The 16,115-nt window shown below is 65.6% G+C and carries 13 protein-coding genes; 8 read left to right on the top strand and 5 right to left on the bottom strand.

What is annotated here, in order from left to right:
• The first annotated feature begins 11 nt into the window (after positions 1-11).
• The 6 genes from gap to A3K89_RS08845 all read left to right on the top strand — a co-directional run bounded on the left by gap (position 12) and on the right by A3K89_RS08845 (position 7,517).
• Positions 12-1,031 (top strand): type I glyceraldehyde-3-phosphate dehydrogenase, encoded by a 1,020-nt coding sequence (gap, locus tag A3K89_RS08870; protein WP_068424267.1) that lies wholly within the window; start codon positions 12-14, stop codon positions 1,029-1,031.
• Positions 1,032-1,035: 4 nt separating this feature from the next.
• Positions 1,036-2,247, top strand: a complete 1,212-nt coding sequence (locus tag A3K89_RS08865; RefSeq protein WP_068424265.1) for a phosphoglycerate kinase — start codon at positions 1,036-1,038, stop codon at positions 2,245-2,247.
• 4 nt (positions 2,248-2,251) lie between these two features.
• The gene (tpiA, locus tag A3K89_RS08860) at positions 2,252-3,037 is read left to right on the top strand and encodes a triose-phosphate isomerase (RefSeq protein WP_068424263.1); all 786 of its coding nucleotides are present in this window, start codon (positions 2,252-2,254) and stop codon (positions 3,035-3,037) included.
• A gap of 122 nt (positions 3,038-3,159) precedes the next feature.
• On the top strand, positions 3,160-3,393 hold the full coding sequence (secG, locus tag A3K89_RS08855) for a preprotein translocase subunit SecG (protein ID WP_068424261.1): 234 nt from the start codon (positions 3,160-3,162) through the stop codon (positions 3,391-3,393).
• 92 nt (positions 3,394-3,485) lie between these two features.
• Entirely contained in the window at positions 3,486-6,314 is a 2,829-nt protein-coding gene (ppc, locus tag A3K89_RS08850) for a phosphoenolpyruvate carboxylase (RefSeq protein ID WP_068424258.1), read from the top strand.
• A gap of 60 nt (positions 6,315-6,374) precedes the next feature.
• Positions 6,375-7,517 carry an epoxide hydrolase family protein gene (locus A3K89_RS08845; protein WP_068424256.1) on the top strand — a complete coding sequence of 381 codons (1,143 nt, stop codon included), beginning with the start codon at positions 6,375-6,377 and terminating at the stop codon, positions 7,515-7,517.
• A gap of 305 nt (positions 7,518-7,822) precedes the next feature.
• On the opposite strand, the gene pgl is transcribed toward A3K89_RS08845, so the two are convergent.
• From pgl to tkt, 5 genes are read right to left on the bottom strand one after another with little or no spacing between them, the layout of a single operon-like run.
• The gene (gene pgl / locus A3K89_RS08835) at positions 7,823-8,569 is read right to left on the bottom strand and encodes a 6-phosphogluconolactonase (protein ID WP_068424252.1); all 747 of its coding nucleotides are present in this window, start codon (positions 8,567-8,569) and stop codon (positions 7,823-7,825) included.
• Positions 8,562-9,470, bottom strand: a complete 909-nt coding sequence (gene opcA / locus A3K89_RS08830) for a glucose-6-phosphate dehydrogenase assembly protein OpcA (RefSeq protein WP_346764391.1) — start codon at positions 9,468-9,470, stop codon at positions 8,562-8,564. Before opcA ends, pgl begins: the two co-directional genes overlap by 8 nt.
• On the bottom strand, positions 9,467-11,038 hold the full coding sequence (gene zwf, locus A3K89_RS08825; RefSeq protein ID WP_068424248.1) for a glucose-6-phosphate dehydrogenase: 1,572 nt from the start codon (positions 11,036-11,038) through the stop codon (positions 9,467-9,469). Before zwf ends, opcA begins: the two co-directional genes overlap by 4 nt.
• 4 nt (positions 11,039-11,042) lie before the next feature.
• A complete protein-coding gene (gene tal / locus A3K89_RS08820) occupies positions 11,043-12,167 on the bottom strand; it encodes a transaldolase (RefSeq protein ID WP_068424246.1) in 1,125 nt (374 codons plus the stop codon).
• Positions 12,168-12,170: 3 nt separating this feature from the next.
• Positions 12,171-14,270 (bottom strand): transketolase, encoded by a 2,100-nt coding sequence (tkt, locus tag A3K89_RS08815; protein ID WP_068424245.1) that lies wholly within the window; start codon positions 14,268-14,270, stop codon positions 12,171-12,173.
• Between the two features lie 309 nt (positions 14,271-14,579).
• Between tkt and A3K89_RS08810 the strand changes: the two genes are divergently transcribed.
• Positions 14,580-15,596 carry a heme o synthase gene (locus A3K89_RS08810; protein ID WP_068424243.1) on the top strand — a complete coding sequence of 339 codons (1,017 nt, stop codon included), beginning with the start codon at positions 14,580-14,582 and terminating at the stop codon, positions 15,594-15,596.
• 103 nt (positions 15,597-15,699) lie between these two features.
• Positions 15,700-16,092 carry a hypothetical protein gene (locus A3K89_RS08805; RefSeq protein ID WP_068424241.1) on the top strand — a complete coding sequence of 131 codons (393 nt, stop codon included), beginning with the start codon at positions 15,700-15,702 and terminating at the stop codon, positions 16,090-16,092.
• Positions 16,093-16,115: the final 23 nt, after the last annotated feature.

Below are 16,115 nucleotides of genomic sequence, written 5' to 3'. Positions count from 1 at the left end.
AGGAGCGAACAGTGACGATCCGGGTAGGCGTGAACGGCTTCGGCCGCATCGGACGTAACTTCTTCAGGGCAGTCGATGCGCAGAAAGCTCTGGGCAACAACGACATCGAGATCGTGGCTGTCAACGACCTCACGGACAACGCAACCCTGGCGCACCTGCTCAAATACGACTCCATCCTCGGCCGTCTGCCGCACGACGTGAGCCTCGAGGGCGACGACACCATCGTCGTCGGCGACCAGAAGATCAAGGCGTTGTCGCTGCGCGAGGGCCCGTCCGCACTTCCGTGGGGCGACCTGGGTGTCGACGTCGTCGTGGAGTCCACCGGCATCTTCACCGATGCGGCCAAGGCCAAGGGTCACCTCGACGCAGGCGCCAAGAAGGTCATCATCTCCGCGCCCGCCAAGGGTGAGGACATCACCATCGTGATGGGCGTCAACGACGACAAGTACGACGGCAGCCAGAACATCATCTCGAACGCGTCGTGCACCACCAACTGCCTCGGACCGATCGCCAAGGTTCTCGACGACGAGTTCGGCATCGTCAAGGGCCTCATGACGACCGTCCACGCGTACACGCAGGACCAGAACCTGCAGGACGGCCCGCACAGCGACCTGCGCCGTGCGCGCGCTGCCGCTCTGAACGTGGTTCCGACCGGAACGGGCGCCGCGAAGGCGATCGGCCTGGTTCTCCCGCAGCTGCTCGGCAAGCTCGACGGCTACGCCCTGCGTGTGCCGATCCCGACCGGCTCGGTCACCGACCTGACGGCCAACCTGAAGAAGTCGGCCAGCGCCGCGGACATCAACGCTGCGATGAAGGCGGCCTCCGAGGGCGCGTTGAAGGGCATCCTGAAGTACACCGAGGATCCGATCGTCTCGTCGGACATCGTCACCGACCCGCACTCGTCGATCTTCGACGCGGGCCTGACCAAGGTCATCGACGACCAGGTCAAGATCGTCTCCTGGTACGACAACGAGTGGGGCTACTCCAACCGCCTCGCGGATCTCATCGGCCTCGTCGGAAAGTCTCTCTGATCACATGGCAGTCAAAACACTGCAGGATCTGATCGCCGCCGGGGTGTCCGGCCGCGCTGTGCTGGTCCGATCGGACTTCAATGTTCCGATCGAGAACGGTGTCATCACCGATCCGGGCCGGATCGTCGCGTCGCTTCCGACGCTGAACGCCCTGCTCGACGCGGGCGCCAAGCTCATCGTGACGGCGCATCTCGGACGACCGGATGGCAAGCCCGAGTCGAAGTACTCGTTGGCGCCTGTCGCGTCGAAGCTCGGCGAGCTGCTGGGCAGGCACGTGCAGCTGGCCGGCGACGTCGTCGGGCAGGATGCCCAGGCGCGCGCCGAGGGACTGACCGACGGCGACGTCCTCCTGCTCGAGAACATCCGCTTCGATCCGCGCGAGACCAGCAAGGACGAGGCGGAGCGTGCCGCGCTCGCCGCCGAGTTGGTGGCGCTGACCGACGGCGAAGGTGCGTTCGTGTCCGACGGCTTCGGTGTGGTCCACCGCAAGCAGGCGTCGGTCTACGACGTCGCGAAGTTGCTCCCGTCGTACGCGGGCAACCTGGTCGGCACCGAGGTCGACGTCCTGAAGACGCTGACCGAGACCCCGCAGCGCCCGTACGCGGTCGTGCTGGGTGGCTCGAAGGTGTCCGACAAGCTCGCGGTCATCGAAGCATTGGCACCGAAGGTCGACACACTCGTCATCGGCGGCGGAATGTGCTTCACGTTCCTCGCGGCTCAGGGACAGTCCGTCGGTTCGTCGCTGCTGCAGGACGACATGATCGACACGTGCAAGGACCTGCTCGAGCGTTTCGGTGACGTCATCCACCTGCCGAAGGACGTCGTCGTCGCCGATTCGTTCTCCGCGGATGCGGAAGCGAAGACGGTGCCGTCGTACGAGATTCCCGACGGCTGGATGGGTCTGGACATCGGCCCGGAGTCCGTCGAGCGTTTCGGTGCGGTTCTGCGCGCGGCCAAGACGGTGTTCTGGAACGGCCCCATGGGTGTGTTCGAGTTCGAGAAGTTCGCGGCAGGCACCAAGGGTCTCGCCGAGGCGATCGTCGCGGCGACCTCGAACGGCGCTTTCAGCGTCGTCGGTGGCGGCGACTCCGCTGCCGCGGTCCGGGCCCTCGGACTTCCGGACGACGGTTTCTCGCACATCTCCACCGGAGGAGGGGCGTCGCTCGGATACCTCGAGGGCAAGCAGCTCCCCGGTCTCGCAGCCCTGGAGGACTGAACAGATGGCACGTAAGCCGCTTATCGCCGGCAACTGGAAGATGAATCTCAACCACCTCGAGGCCATCTCGTTGGTACAGAAGATCGCGTTCTCGTTGCCCGCGAAGTACTTCGACAAGGTCGACGTGACGGTCATCCCGCCGTTCACCGACATCCGCAGCGTGCAGACGCTGATCGAGGGTGACAAGCTGCTGCTCACCTTCGGTGCGCAGGACGTGTCGACTCACGACTCGGGTGCGTACACCGGTGAGATCAGCGGTGGCATGCTCGCCAAGCTGGGATGCACGTTCGTCGTCGTCGGACATTCCGAGCGCCGCACGCTGCACAGCGAGGACGACGCGACGGTCCTGGCCAAGACCAAGGCTGCGCTGAAGCACGGGCTGACGCCGATTGTCTGCATCGGCGAAGGCCTGAACATTCGAGAGGCCGGTGAGCACGTGTCGTACAACGTCGCTCAGCTGCGTGCGTCGCTCGAGGGGCTGTCCGCCGAGGACATCTCCAAGATCGTCATCGCGTACGAGCCCGTGTGGGCCATCGGTACCGGCAAGGTGGCCAGCGCTGCGGATGCGCAGGAAGTGTGCGCAGCCATTCGCGAGGAACTGCAGACGCTGGCGTCCGCCGATGTCGCGGCCGGCGTTCGAATCCTCTACGGCGGATCGGTCAACGCCAAGAACGTCGGCGAGATCGTCGCGCAGAACGACGTCGACGGCGCCCTCGTCGGTGGTGCGTCGTTGAAGGCGGACGAGTTCGCCACCCTGTCGGCCATCGCCGCAGGGGGACCCCTGCCCTGATCTTCTGGGCGACACCCGACCGGAGCTGCCGTGCCACTGTCTCGCGAGAGGCGGTGGCACGGCAGTCGGCGTTCGACAGGTAGGCTGTCAGCGGTCGTGAGCTGAATCGATGTGAGGCGGACATGGAACTGTTTCTGGATATCTTGCTGGTCGTCACCAGCTTGGCGCTGATTCTTCTGGTGCTGTTGCACCGGGGTAAGGGCGGCGGTCTGTCCAGTCTGTTCGGTGGCGGCGTGCAATCGTCTCTGTCGAGTTCGACGGTCGTCGAGAAGAACCTCGACCGCTTGACCATCTTCACCGGCATCGTCTGGCTCATCGCGATTCTCGGCATCGGCCTCGAGATCAAGTTCTCCTGACTGTCGCGGCCTCACCGAGGTCATTTGTAAAGACATGCCGACACGACGTGGTGTGAACTGCGGATGCGGGGGCGTTCGGCGATACTGTACGAATGAGTGAAACCCCTGTGGAGTCGGCTGGATCTCCTGCGTTCGTCACACCGACGACCCAGGGTCGCGAGCTGACCGAACCGCTGCGCGAGGACATCCGTTATCTCGGTGGGATTCTCGGCGACATCATTCGCGAACACGAGGGTGAGGAGACGTTCGACCTCGTCGAGCGGGCGCGTGTCGAATCGTTCGCCGTCCGCCGTTCGGAGGTCGATCGAGGCACCTCCGTCGGCATGTACGCCGATACCGCTGTAGCCCAAGCGATTCCGCTCATCCGCGCATTCAGTCATTTCTCGCTCCTGGCCAACCTCGCCGAGGATCTGCACCGCGAGCGTCGACGCGCGATTCACCTCGACCGCGAGGATCCGCCGCAGGACAGCAGCCTCGAGGCGACCTGGCTCAAGCTCGACGCCGCGAACCTCACGCGCGACCGGATCGCGTCCGCATTGACCGATGCCCTTGTCTCGCCGGTCATCACGGCGCATCCGACGGAGACGCGTCGGCGCACGGTGTTCGACGTACAGTCCAAGATCACCGAGCTGATGCGTCGTCGAGAGGTCGCGATGGCTGCGGCGCCGAACAAGGCGTCGGCCGCGAAAGAGCTTGCGTCCGTTGATGCCTCGATCAGGCGTCAGGTGCTGACACTGTGGGAGACGGCGTTGATCCGCTTGTCCCGCTTGCGGATCCAGGACGAGATCGAGGTCGGGCTCCGGTACTTCGAGACATCGCTCTTCGACGTCATCCCGGCGCTGAACGCGGATGTCCGTGCCGCACTGCGTACACGGTACCCCGAGGACGGTCTGCTGCCGCGGCCGATCCTGCGCCCCGGTTCGTGGATCGGCGGCGACCGCGACGGCAACCCGAACGTCACCGGCGACGTCGTGCACACCGCGACACACCAGGCGGGATACGTCGCCTTCGCGCACTACCTGGACCAGTTGGTCGCGCTGGAGAAGGAACTGTCGATGTCGGCGCGGTTGGCCGACATCGCCGACGAATTGACCGCCCTCGCTGCGGAGTCGGGAGATCCCGACGACCGACGGGAGGACGAGCCGTACCGCGTCGCAGTCCGTGGAATTCGTGCCCGACTCACCGCCACCGCGGTTGCAGTGCTCGACTCGCTGCCTGTCTCTGCGCTCGACCTGGGCGCGACGCCGTATGCCGCCCCGCAGGACGTGTTGAACGATCTCGACGTCATCGACCGAGCACTGCGTGCCGACGGCGACGCACTGATCGCCGACGACCGTCTGCTCGCGCTCCGACAAGCCGTCGAGACGTTCGGGTTCCATCTGCAGGCCCTGGACATGCGTCAGAACTCGGAGACGCACGAAGAGGTCGTTGCCGAACTGTTGGCGTGGGCCGGTGTGCATCCGGACTACGCGTCGCTGGGGGAGGACGAGCGGGTCGCACTGCTGTCTCGGGAGCTGACGACGCGTCGTCCGCTCGTGGCAGCCGACGCCCGACTGAGCGACCTTGCGACCAAGGAACTCGGCATCGTCCGCGCCGCGAAGACGGCGATCGATCATCTCGGCCCCGACACGATCCAGAACTACATCATCAGCATGTGTCAGTCGGTCAGCGACATGCTCGAAGCGGCCCTTCTGCTCAAGGAAGCAGGCATCTTCGATCCGGGTGCGGACGGGTCGGCCCCGACGTCGACCGTCGGCGTCGTGCCGCTGTTCGAAACGATCGAAGACCTGCAGCAGGGCGCCGAGACGCTCGTCGCGACGCTGAACGTCCCGGTCTACCGAGCTCTCGTCGAGGGCCGCGGCATGAACCAGGAAGTCATGCTCGGGTACTCGGACTCCAACAAGGACGGCGGGTACCTCGCGGCCAACTGGGCGCTGTACCGCGCCGAACTGGATCTGCTGGAGGCGTCGCGCACCACGGGAATTCGACTGCGGCTGTTCCACGGTCGCGGCGGCACCGTGGGACGCGGCGGCGGCCCCAGCTACGACGCGATCCTCGCCCAGCCGCCCGGCGTCGTCCAGGGCTCGCTTCGACTCACCGAGCAGGGCGAGATCATCGCGGCGAAGTACGCCGAACCGTCGATGGCACGGCGCAACCTCGAATCGCTCGTCGCGGGCACGCTGGAATCGACGTTGCTCGACGTCGAAGGTCTGGGCGACGGGGCCGAACCGGCCTACGCCGTGCTCGACGACCTGGCGGCCAGAGCCCGTGCCGCCTACGGCCGTCTGGTGCACGAGGAGCCCGGGTTCGTCGAGTACTTCCGGACGTCGACGCCCGTCGCCGAGGTCGGGGAGTTGAACATCGGTAGCAGGCCCGCATCGCGGAAGCCCACCAACTCGGTCTACGACCTCCGGGCGATCCCGTGGGTCATGTCCTGGAGTCAGTGCCGCGTCATGCTTCCGGGGTGGTACGGAACCGGCTCGGCGTTCGAGGAATGGGTCGACGGCGACGACGAGAAGCTGGCCGTGCTGACCGACCTGTACCGGAAGTGGCCGTTCTTCCAGACGGTGCTGTCCAATCTCGCTCAGGTCATGGCGAAGTCGGATCTCGGCATTGCCGCTCGATACGCCGAGCTGGTGCCGGACACGGCTTTGCGTGATCGCATCTTCGGCATGATCGAGACCGAACACGCGAAGACCATCGAGATGTACCTGAAGATCACCGGTCATTCCCGATTGCTCGAGGACAACCCGGCGCTGGAACGGTCGGTGCACAACCGGTTCCCGTATCTCGAGCCGCTGAACCAGATGCAGGTCGAAATGCTGCGGCGCTTCCGTGCAGGCGACGACGACGAGCGCGTCAAGCGCGGAATTCTGTTGACGATGAACGGTCTAGCGACGGCGTTGCGCAACAGCGGGTAATAGTTCTCGATGGGCTGTCGAGGACCGAAGCCGTCCTCGACAGCCCATACCGTGCGTGGCATGACTTCGTTCAAGGCATCACCGTTCCGTGTCGACATTCCTCAGGCCGAACTCGACGACCTTCGACGGCGTCTGACCGGCACCCGCTGGCCGGACGACCTTCCCGGTGTCGGATGGGAGTACGGCGTCCCTGTCACGTATCTGCGCGAACTCGCCGAGTACTGGGCCACGGCGTTCGACTGGCGTGCCCACGAGAAGAGACTGAATCGGTACCCGCAGTTCGTCGCAGACATCGACGGCCGAACGCTCCACTACGTCCACGTCGCGTCGCCGGATCCCGACGCGGTTCCGTTGGTTCTCGTTCACGGATGGCCGTTCGAGGACTTCGGCGACGTGATCGGACCGCTCACGGATCCGCGTGGCCACGGCGACGATACGGCGCAGGCGTTCCACGTCGTGGTGCCCACACTCCCCGGATTCGGCTTCTCGGGCCCCACGACCCGGCGCGGTGACGCAGACACGGTGTGTTCGGCCGAGCTGATCGCGCGGCTCATGGCCGAACTCGGCTACGACCGCTACGGTGCACAAGGCGGAGACGCCGGTTCGTTCATCGCCCCGCAGCTCGGGCGGATTGCGCCGGACAAGGTCATCGGAGTGCACATGAACGGACCGATCACCATCCCGTCGTGGGACGACGACGGTAGCGGATACAGTGCCGAGGATCGGAAAAAAGTTGCGGCGCTGGCAGATTGGAGCAATTCCGAGACAGCGTCGTATGCGTCTGTTCATTCGACGCGGCCCGCAACGCTTGCACCCGCACTGACCGATTCACCGGTCGGATTGCTGTCCTGGGTGATCGACGTCGTGAACACCTACATCGACCCGGCGAAGACCCTATCCGACGCGATCGACCGCGACATGCTGCTCGCGAACGTCAGCATTCTGTGGTTCACCGAGACCATCGGGTCGTCGATGCGCCTGTACAAGGAGTCGACGCAGTGGGGAGCAGAGCTGACCTCGTCGGGTGTGCCTACCGCTGCCGCAGTGTTCGCGCGTGACAACAGTATTCGTGGAATCGCCGAGAAGCAGAACCACATCGTCCGGTGGACCGAGTTCGATCACGGCGGACATTTCGCAGCGATGGAAACGCCGGGCGAGTTGATCGACGATCTCCGGACCTTCTTCTCGTCGCTGTCGCGGTGAGTCCGCTGGTGGAACCGTTTCCTCGGCGGCCGCGTCAGAAGGGATAGGAAGCCGGGTCGAGGCAAAGGGGGACAAGGCCGTGGCACAGTGCTCGAGCGACGCCCGATCGTGGCGTGACGGGACCGCGTATCGCGTGCACGGACGTCGGTCTCTCGGTGGTCGCGCGCAGATGTCGGCCGGCACGGACGCCACGGATTCGAGCCTTGCGACGCCGCCCGCCGGGGACCTGTCGAGAGACGGCGACGGCGTCGAACCTGCTTGACGGACAAGCAGATTCGACGCCGTCGTGGTTCTCGCCGCTCGTACTACGTGTCCAGCTTCGACGCGGCCGCCGTGTCGACGAACCACACCGTCGACTCGGATCCGACGGCTCCGGCCGATGGCACGTCGTCCGGGGAGGCGCCGCCGACCGCTGCAGCCACGGCCTCGGCCTTTGCTTCGCCGGACACCAGTAGCCAGACATGCTTCGCACGTCGAATCGCGGGCAGAGTCAACGTGATTCGCACGGGTGGCGGCTTGGGGGAGTCCTCGACCGCGATGACGTACTGCGTCGTCTCGCGCACCGCGTCGGTATGGGGGAACAGGGAATTGATGTGTCCCTCGCCTCCCATGCCGAGCAGGTGCACGTCGAACTCCGGCGCCCGCTCACCCTCGTCGGCGTGGGCTGCGAGAACCCGGGCGTACGACGCCGCAGCCACCTCGGGGTCGCTCTCGTGCGGACCGTCCGACGCGGCCATGCGGAACACTCGATCTGGGTGCACGTCGACGTGATTCAGCAGGGCGTCCGACGCTTGAACTTCGTTGCGTTCGGGATCGCCCGCCGGCAGGAACCGCTCGTCGCCGAAATAGACGTCGACGCGGCTCCAGTCGATGTTCCCCGAGTCCTTGCGCAGAGCTTCGAGCAGTGCGATGCCGGTTCCACCACCGGTCAGTACGACCGAGGCGGATCCACGCTCGGCCTGCGCCGAGGTGACGACGTCGACGAACCTCGAACGTGCCGCGTCGACGAGCGCGTCGGCGTCGAGAAAATGCAGAACCGATGTCTCACTCATAAGTCACCTTCGACAGTCCGTTCAGGGCCAGTTCGTAGATCTCGTCCGTGTCGAGGCGACGCAGCTCCTCGGCGAGGCATTCACGCGTGTCCCGACGCGCCAGCGCGACCTCGGCGTCGGGCTGTCCCGTGCGCCGAAGCGTGGCAGTCTTGCCGGTCTGGGGCCGGGTGATCGAGATGCTGCTGTTCTCGCGATGCAGCTCGACTCTCAGCTCGCCCGTCGTCCGGTGGACCGGCACGTCGAGCTTCGCGGCCAGCCAGCCGGCGAGGATGTCCAACGCGGGCTCCTCGGCCAAACCGGAGACCGACACGGACACGACCTTCTCGTGCGGCGGCTGGTCGAGTGCCGTCGCGAGCAGCCCACGCCAGTACGTGATGCGGCTCCACGACAGGTCGGTATCGCCCTGCCGGTAACTGGTGACGCGGCTCTTGATCGCCGCGGTCGTGTCCGGAGCGTTCGTCGCGTCGGTGATGCGACGAATAGCCAAGCGGCCCAACGGATTCTTCGCAGGAACCGCAGGAGCCTCGTCCGGCCACCACGCCACAATCGGCGTGTCCGGCAGCAGGAACGGGATGACGACGCTGTGTTCGTGATCCGCCAGTTCGCCGTTGAGCCTGAGCACGACGACCTCCGACGCGCCTGCATCGCCTCCGACGCGAATCTGGGCGTCCAGACTCGACTCGGCGGCGCGGTCACCGTGGGTCAGCACGATGACACGACACGGGTGCTCACGACTGGCGTCGTTCGCGGCCTCGATGGCACGCTCTGCCTTCTCGGCGTCCGGGCTGGCGACGATGAGCGTGAGTACGCGCCCGATGGTGACGGCACCACCGGACTCGCGCAGCTCGACCAGCTGTTTGCCGACCTCGGCCGTGGTGGTGCGGGGGATGTCGACGATCACGGCCTTCTCCATTCGCGTCCGGTGCGGTGCATCATCTCGTCACCGGAGGTCGGTCCCCACGTGCCGGCCTCGTACGGCTCGGCGGTGCCGCCGGACGCCCAGTACTCGAGAATCGGGTCGAGAATCTTCCAGGACAGTTCGACCTCGGCGTTGACGGGAAACAGCGACGGCTCGCCGAGCAGAACGTCGAGGATCAGACGTTCGTAGGCCTCGGGGGACGACTCGGTGAACGCCTGCCCGTAGCTGAAGTCCATGCTGACGTCGCGCACCTGCATGCTCGAGCCCGGCACCTTCGATCCGAAGCGCATGGTGACGCCCTCGTCCGGCTGGACGCGGATGACGAGCGCGTTCTGGCCGAGTTCCTCGGTCATGGTGGCGTCGAACGGCAGGTGCGGTGCACGCTTGAACACCATGGCGATCTCGGTGACCCTGCGCCCCAACGCTTTTCCGGTGCGCAGGTAGAACGGGACGCCGCCCCAGCGCCTGGTGTCGACCTGCAGGGTGATCGCCGCGTACGTCTCGGTGTTGGATTCGGAGTCGAATCCCTCTTCTTCCTTGAGCCCCTTGACCTTCTGGCTGCCCTGCCACCCCGCGGTGTACTGGCCGCGGGCGGTGGTTTCCCCGAGAGGGAGTGCAGGCTTGGTCGCCGACAGCACCTTGATCTTCTCGGACTGCAGTTCCGACGGGCTGAAACTGACCGGTTCCTCCATCGCGGTGATCGCGAGCAGCTGCAGCAGGTGGTTCTGGATCACGTCACGGGCCGCGCCGATGCCGTCGTAATAGCCTGCGCGGCCGCCCAATCCGATGTCCTCGGCCATCGTGATCTGAACGTGGTCGACGTAGTGCGCATTCCAGATCGGATCGAACAGCTGGTTCGCGAAGCGCAGCGCCAGGATGTTCTGAACCGTCTCCTTGCCGAGGTAGTGATCGATCCGAAAGACGGTGTCCTCCGGGAACACTCGGTTCACGACGGCGTTGAGCTCCTGAGCGCTCTGAAGGTCGTGGCCGAACGGCTTCTCGATGACGACGCGTCGCCACTGGTCGTCCTTGCCCTGGGACAGCCCGGAGCGAGAGAGCTGTTCGAGGACGACGGGAAACGCGCCGGGTGGGATCGACAGATAGAACGCGTGATTGCCGCCCGTCCCGCGGGTCTCGTCCAGCTCGGTGAGCGTGCGGGACAGTTCGTCGAATGCAGCGTCGTCGTCGAAGGACCCCTGCACGAACCGGAACCCTTCGGCCAGGGTGTTCCAGACTTCTTCGCTGAAGGGTGTACGCGCGTGATCCCGGACCGCGTCGTGCACGATCGTGGCGAAATCTTCCTTGCCCCACTCACGTCGAGCGAAGCCGACCAGGGCGAAACCGGGGGGCAGAAGCCCCCGGTTCGCCAGGTCGTACACCGCAGGCATGAGCTTCTTACGAGCGAGATCGCCAGTGACGCCGAAGATCACGAGACTGCACGGTCCGGCGATTCGCGGAAGACGCTTGTCACTTCGATCGCGGAGCGGGTTGGTCCACTCCGAGGAACTGTTCTGCGCAGGATCCTTGTGTTCGGTGTCTGCGGTGGTCACGTCTCTAGCTCTTCTGGCCCGCTTGGCGGAGCTGTTCGCCGGTGGCGTCGAGCAACTCGGTCCACGACGCCTCGAACTTGGCGACACCCTCGTTCTCGAGCGTCAGGAACACGTCGGTGACGTCGATGCCGATGGCGGAGAGCTTGTCGAAGACTTCCTGCGACTCCTGACCCTTGCCCGAGATCGTGTCACCGGTGATCTCACCGTGGTCGGCGACAGCATCGAGAGTCTTCTCGGGCATCGTGTTGACGGTGTTCGGCGACACCAGGTCGGTGACGTAGAGCGTGTCCGGGTACGCGGGGTTCTTGACACCGGTCGACGCCCACAGCGGGCGCTGCGGACGTCCGCCGGATCCGGCGAGCTCGTGGAAACGCGGTCCGACCTCGAACGCCTGCTGGTACGCGACGTAGGCCAGGCGAGCGTTCGCCAGAGCAGCCTTGCCCTTGAGTTCCTCGGCCTCGGGGGTGCCGATCTTGTCCAGGCGTGCATCGATCTCGGTGTCGACGCGCGAGACGAAGAACGAAGCGACCGAGTGGATTCTGGACAGATCGTGGCCTGCGGCGCGCGCAGCCTCCAGTCCCTCGAGGTAGGCGCCGATGACCGCCTCGTACCGCTCGACGGAGAAGATCAGTGTGACGTTGACGCTGATGCCCTCTCCGATGACCTTGGCGATCGCGGGAATGCCGGCTTCGGTCGCGGGAATCTTGATGAGCACGTTCGGGCGGTCGACGATCTTCCACAGCTCGACGGCCTGCGCGACGGTCTTCTCGGTGTCGTGCGCCAGGCGGGGATCGACCTCGATGGAGACGCGGCCGTCGACTCCTGCCGTCGACTCGAAGACGGGAGCGAAGATGTCGCACGCGTTGCGCACGTCGTCGGTGGTGACCGTGCGGATGGTGGCGTCGACGTCGGCGCCTCGCTCGGCCAGCTCACGAACCTGCGCGTCGTAGGCGTCGCCCTTGCTCAGCGCTGCCTGGAAGATCGACGGGTTGGTCGTCACGCCGACGACGCTCTTGCTCTCGATCAGCTCCTGCAGGTTGCCGGAGTTGATGCGGTCGCGGGACAGGTCGTCGAGCCAGACGGATACGCCTGCTGCGGACAGATCTGCGAGGTTCTTGTTCTGGGTCATGGGTTATCCCTTCACATTGGTGATCGAGCGCTGTGCGGCAGCGACCACGGCCTCGGCCGTGAATCCGTACTCGCGGAACAGCGTCTTGGCGTCCGCCGACTCGCCGTAGTGCTCGAGCGAGATGATCTCGCCGAAGCCGCCGACGATCCGGTACCACGGCATCGCGATGCCCGCCTCGATGGAGACGCGCGCCTTGACGGTGGGCGGAATGACCTGGTCGCGGTAGTTCTGGTCCTGGCTGAAGAACCACTCGACACACGGCATGGACACGACGCGAGCCGCGATGCCCTGCTCCTCGAGAGTCGTCTGCGCCTCGACGGCGTACTGCAGTTCCGAGCCGGTGCCGATGAGGACGACGTCCGGAGCCGCCTTCGAGGACTCGGAGAGGATGTAGGCGCCCTTCGACACACCCTCGTAGCTCGTGCCCTCGAGAATCGGGATGCCCTGACGGGTCAGTGCCAAACCGACGGGGCCGCTGCTGCTGGAGCGCGCCAGCACGGCCTGCCAGGCGAACGCGGTTTCGTTGGCGTCGCCCGGGCGGACGACGGACAGGTTCGGAATGGCACGCAACGCGGCGAGGTGCTCGACGGGCTGGTGCGTCGGGCCGTCCTCACCGAGGCCGATGGAATCGTGGGTCCACACGTAGATCGGATCGATGTCCATCAACGACGCCAGACGCACCGCCGGACGCATGTAGTCGCTGAACTGCATGAACGTACCGCCGTAGGCGCGGGTCGGTCCGTGCATGACGATGCCCGACAGGATCGACCCCATCGCGTGCTCACGGATACCGAAGTGCAGCGTGCGTCCGTAGGGCTCGGCGTCCCAGTCGTCGGTGGAGATCGACGTGGGGCCGAAGGACTTGGCGCCCTTGATGGTCGTGTTGTTGCTGCCCGCGAGGTCGGCGGATCCGCCCCAGAGTTCGGGAAGGACCGGTCCGACGGCGCTCAGCACCTCGCCGGACGCGGCGCGCGTCGCGATGGCCTTGCTACCGGGCTCCCAGGACGGGAGGACGTCGGTCCAGTTCTCGGGCAGGGTGCCCGCGGTCAGCCGGTCGAGCAGCTGCTTGCGCTCGGGCTCACGTGCGGCCCATGCGTCGAACTGGGTGTTCCACTCGGCGTGGGCCTTGCGTCCGCGTTCCTGCAGCGACCGGGTGTGCGCGATGACCTCGTCGGAGACCTCGAACTTCTTCTCGGGGTCGAAGTCGAGCGCCTGCTTGACCTTCGCGACCTCTTCGTCGCCGAGAGCGGCACCGTGCACGGCGCCGGTGTTCATCATCGTCGGAGCAGGGAAGCCGATGATCGTGCGCAGCACGATGATCGACGGCTTGTCGGTGACGGCCTTGGCCTTCTCGATGGCCTCTTCGATCGCCACGACGTTCTCGCCGCCCTCGACGACCTGGACGTGCCAGCCGTACGCCTCGTACCGAGCTGCCGTGTCCTCCGACAGCGCGATGTCGGTGGCGTGCTCGATCGAGATCTTGTTGTCGTCGTAGAACAGGATCAGGTTGCCGAGCTGCTGCGTTCCTGCGAGCGACGACGCCTCGGACGTCACACCTTCTTCGATGTCGCCGTCGGAGGCGATGACGTAGATGAAGTGATCGAAGGGGCTGTCACCGAGCGCGGGCTCGGGGTCGAACAGGCCGCGTTCGCGTCGCGACGCCATGGCCATACCGACAGCGGACGCGAGACCCTGGCCGAGGGGACCCGTCGTGATCTCGACGCCGTCGGTGTGGCGGAACTCCGGGTGGCCGGGGGTCTTGGACTTGAAGGTACGCAGCGACTCGATGTCGATGAGCTCGAGACCGAATCCGCCCAAGTACAGCTGCAGGTAGAGCGTCAGGCTCGAGTGTCCGCACGAGAGGACGAAACGGTCGCGTCCGATCCAGTGGGTGTCGTTGGGGTCGTGGCGCATGGTGCGCTGAAAAAGCGTGTAGGCGAGCGGGGCCAGGCTCATGGCCGTGCCGGGGTGCCCGTTGCCGACCTTCTGTACCGCATCCGCAGCGAGGACTCTGACGGTATCGACCGCCCTGGTGTCCAGGTCCGTCCAGTCGCTGGGGTGGTGCGCCGTGGTGAGGACGTCAATATCGTCTGTGATCGACACGAGCAGAGATCTCCTGACATTGGTACGAGTAAGGCCAGTTGCGCGCACCGATTTCAGCGCATCGGAAACACGTCGCCCACCAGCCTAGTTCCGCGGCGGTCCGATGTCGTGCCTTCCCCCTCCCGGTCGCGTCGGCGTAACCGGGGAGCGACGCATTGCTCACTTTGGGTGCCCTGAGAATTGGAGTCGGGATGGTCGACGTCTACCATCGCTTGTAGTAGTACGCATCCGCACCGAAGTTCTCGGTGTCGACGTGTGCGTGCAGTAGTTCGAGTGTTCATGTGTTTCGAGCCCGTGCAAGGAGACGTAGTGCGAATGGGGCAGCGGCCGGGCGGCCACGGATTCGCAGGCGGCCCTAGCCACCCCGAGGACGACGCACACGGTGCGGACGCCCCGTCGCAGACCACCGGAGAGAAGTCCGCGACCAAGCGGGCGATCGATCTGGTGTTGGCGTACGTCGCGCTGACCAAGCCGCGGGTCATCGAGCTTCTTCTCGTCACGACGATCCCGGCCATGCTGCTCGCCGACCGTGGACACGTGCAGCCGTGGCTGATCCTGACGACGTTGTTCGGCGGAATGATGGCAGCCGCCAGCGCCAACTGCCTCAACATGGTGGCCGACGCGGACATCGACAAGGTCATGGCCAGGACGGCGAAGCGTCCGCTCGCACGCGGCGCGATGCCGGTGTCGCACGCGTTCGTCTTCGGCGTGACACTGGGCATCGTCTCGTTCTTCTGGCTGTGGGCGACGACGAACCTGCTCAGCGGCATTCTCGCCGTCGTCACCATCTGCTTCTACATCTTCGTCTACACGCTCGTCCTCAAGCGGCGGACGTCGCAGAACGTCGTCTGGGGCGGTGCCGCCGGCTGCATGCCCGTGATGATCGGCTGGTCGGCCGTCACCGGGACGATCGGCTGGCAGGCGATCGTCATGTTCCTGGTCATCTTCCTGTGGACGCCGCCGCACACATGGGCGCTGATGCTGCGCTACAAGGAGGACTACCAGGCCGCCAACGTGCCGATGTTGCCTGCGGTTGCGTCGGAAACCAAGGTCACCAAGCACATCGTGATCTACGCCTGGGCCACGGTTCTGGCGACGTTCGCGTTGGCCCCTGGATCCGGCGTCATCTATGCGGCGGTCGCACTGGCGGCGGGCGTGTGGTTCCTCGTCGTCGCGCACCGGTTGTACGCCGGCGTTCGCGGCGGCACACCGGTCAAGCCGCTCAAGCTCTTCATTCTGTCGAACGAGTACCTGGCGCTGGTGTTCTGCGGACTCGCGGTCGACTCGGTCATCGGCTGGGACACGCTCGCACAGCTGTTCTCCTGACGCGCATGTGAGCAGAAATGCGTACCCCGGTACGCATTTCTGCTCACGGGGCGCGCAGCGCCCTCCACGCGTGCACGAGGTTACCGAGCGGTATTGTCGTGCAATGGCTACCGATTCTGAGAAGACGCTCGAAGACATTTCGGATCAGGCTGAGGACGCGCCCCAGACGGAGGTGCCCGCGGGCGCGCTGAAGGCGGTGCGTGAGTTCGTCGGCGAGCACGGGGGATCCGGACATGTCGTCGTTCAGCCGATCGGCCGCGCAGGCACCCGGGTGACCCTCGTGGGCGCCGACGGCGTGTTGGGGGACCAGGTCGTCGCGAACGACGAGATCGCCCGGGCGCTCGTCGACCAGGTGGACAGTCTCAGCGAGTCGGAATGGGACCGTGACCTCGTCAGTTCGGTCAATCCGGCCCCGGGGCACTACCGCCGGATGGCGGGATGGGTTGCGCGCCAGACCCGTTTCCCGAAGGCGCGTAACGCAGCGCTCGAGAAGTAATCCGAACCCGCGAAATTTTCCCC

It is taken from the genome of Rhodococcoides kyotonense, assembly GCF_001645385.1.
Lineage (GTDB): Bacteria > Actinomycetota > Actinomycetes > Mycobacteriales > Mycobacteriaceae > Rhodococcoides > Rhodococcoides kyotonensis_B.
The sequence above is the reverse complement of the archived record's forward strand: the minus strand, read 5'-3'. Positions and strand labels throughout refer to the sequence as shown.

Excerpts from the sequence above, each read along its gene's own strand:
- A3K89_RS08865 (WP_068424265.1), top strand. The coding sequence starts at position 1,036 with ATGGCAGTCAAAACACTGCAGGATCTGATCGCCGCCGGGGTGTCCGGC.
- pgl (WP_068424252.1), bottom strand. The coding sequence starts at position 8,569 with ATGAGTGAGACATCGGTTCTGCATTTTCTCGACGCCGACGCGCTCGTC.
- A3K89_RS08805 (WP_068424241.1), top strand. The coding sequence starts at position 15,700 with ATGGCTACCGATTCTGAGAAGACGCTCGAAGACATTTCGGATCAGGCT.
- A3K89_RS08845 (WP_068424256.1), top strand. The coding sequence starts at position 6,375 with ATGACTTCGTTCAAGGCATCACCGTTCCGTGTCGACATTCCTCAGGCC.
- tpiA (WP_068424263.1), top strand. The coding sequence starts at position 2,252 with ATGGCACGTAAGCCGCTTATCGCCGGCAACTGGAAGATGAATCTCAAC.
- secG (WP_068424261.1), top strand. The coding sequence starts at position 3,160 with ATGGAACTGTTTCTGGATATCTTGCTGGTCGTCACCAGCTTGGCGCTG.
- ppc (WP_068424258.1), top strand. The coding sequence starts at position 3,486 with ATGAGTGAAACCCCTGTGGAGTCGGCTGGATCTCCTGCGTTCGTCACA.
- tal (WP_068424246.1), bottom strand. The coding sequence starts at position 12,167 with ATGACCCAGAACAAGAACCTCGCAGATCTGTCCGCAGCAGGCGTATCC.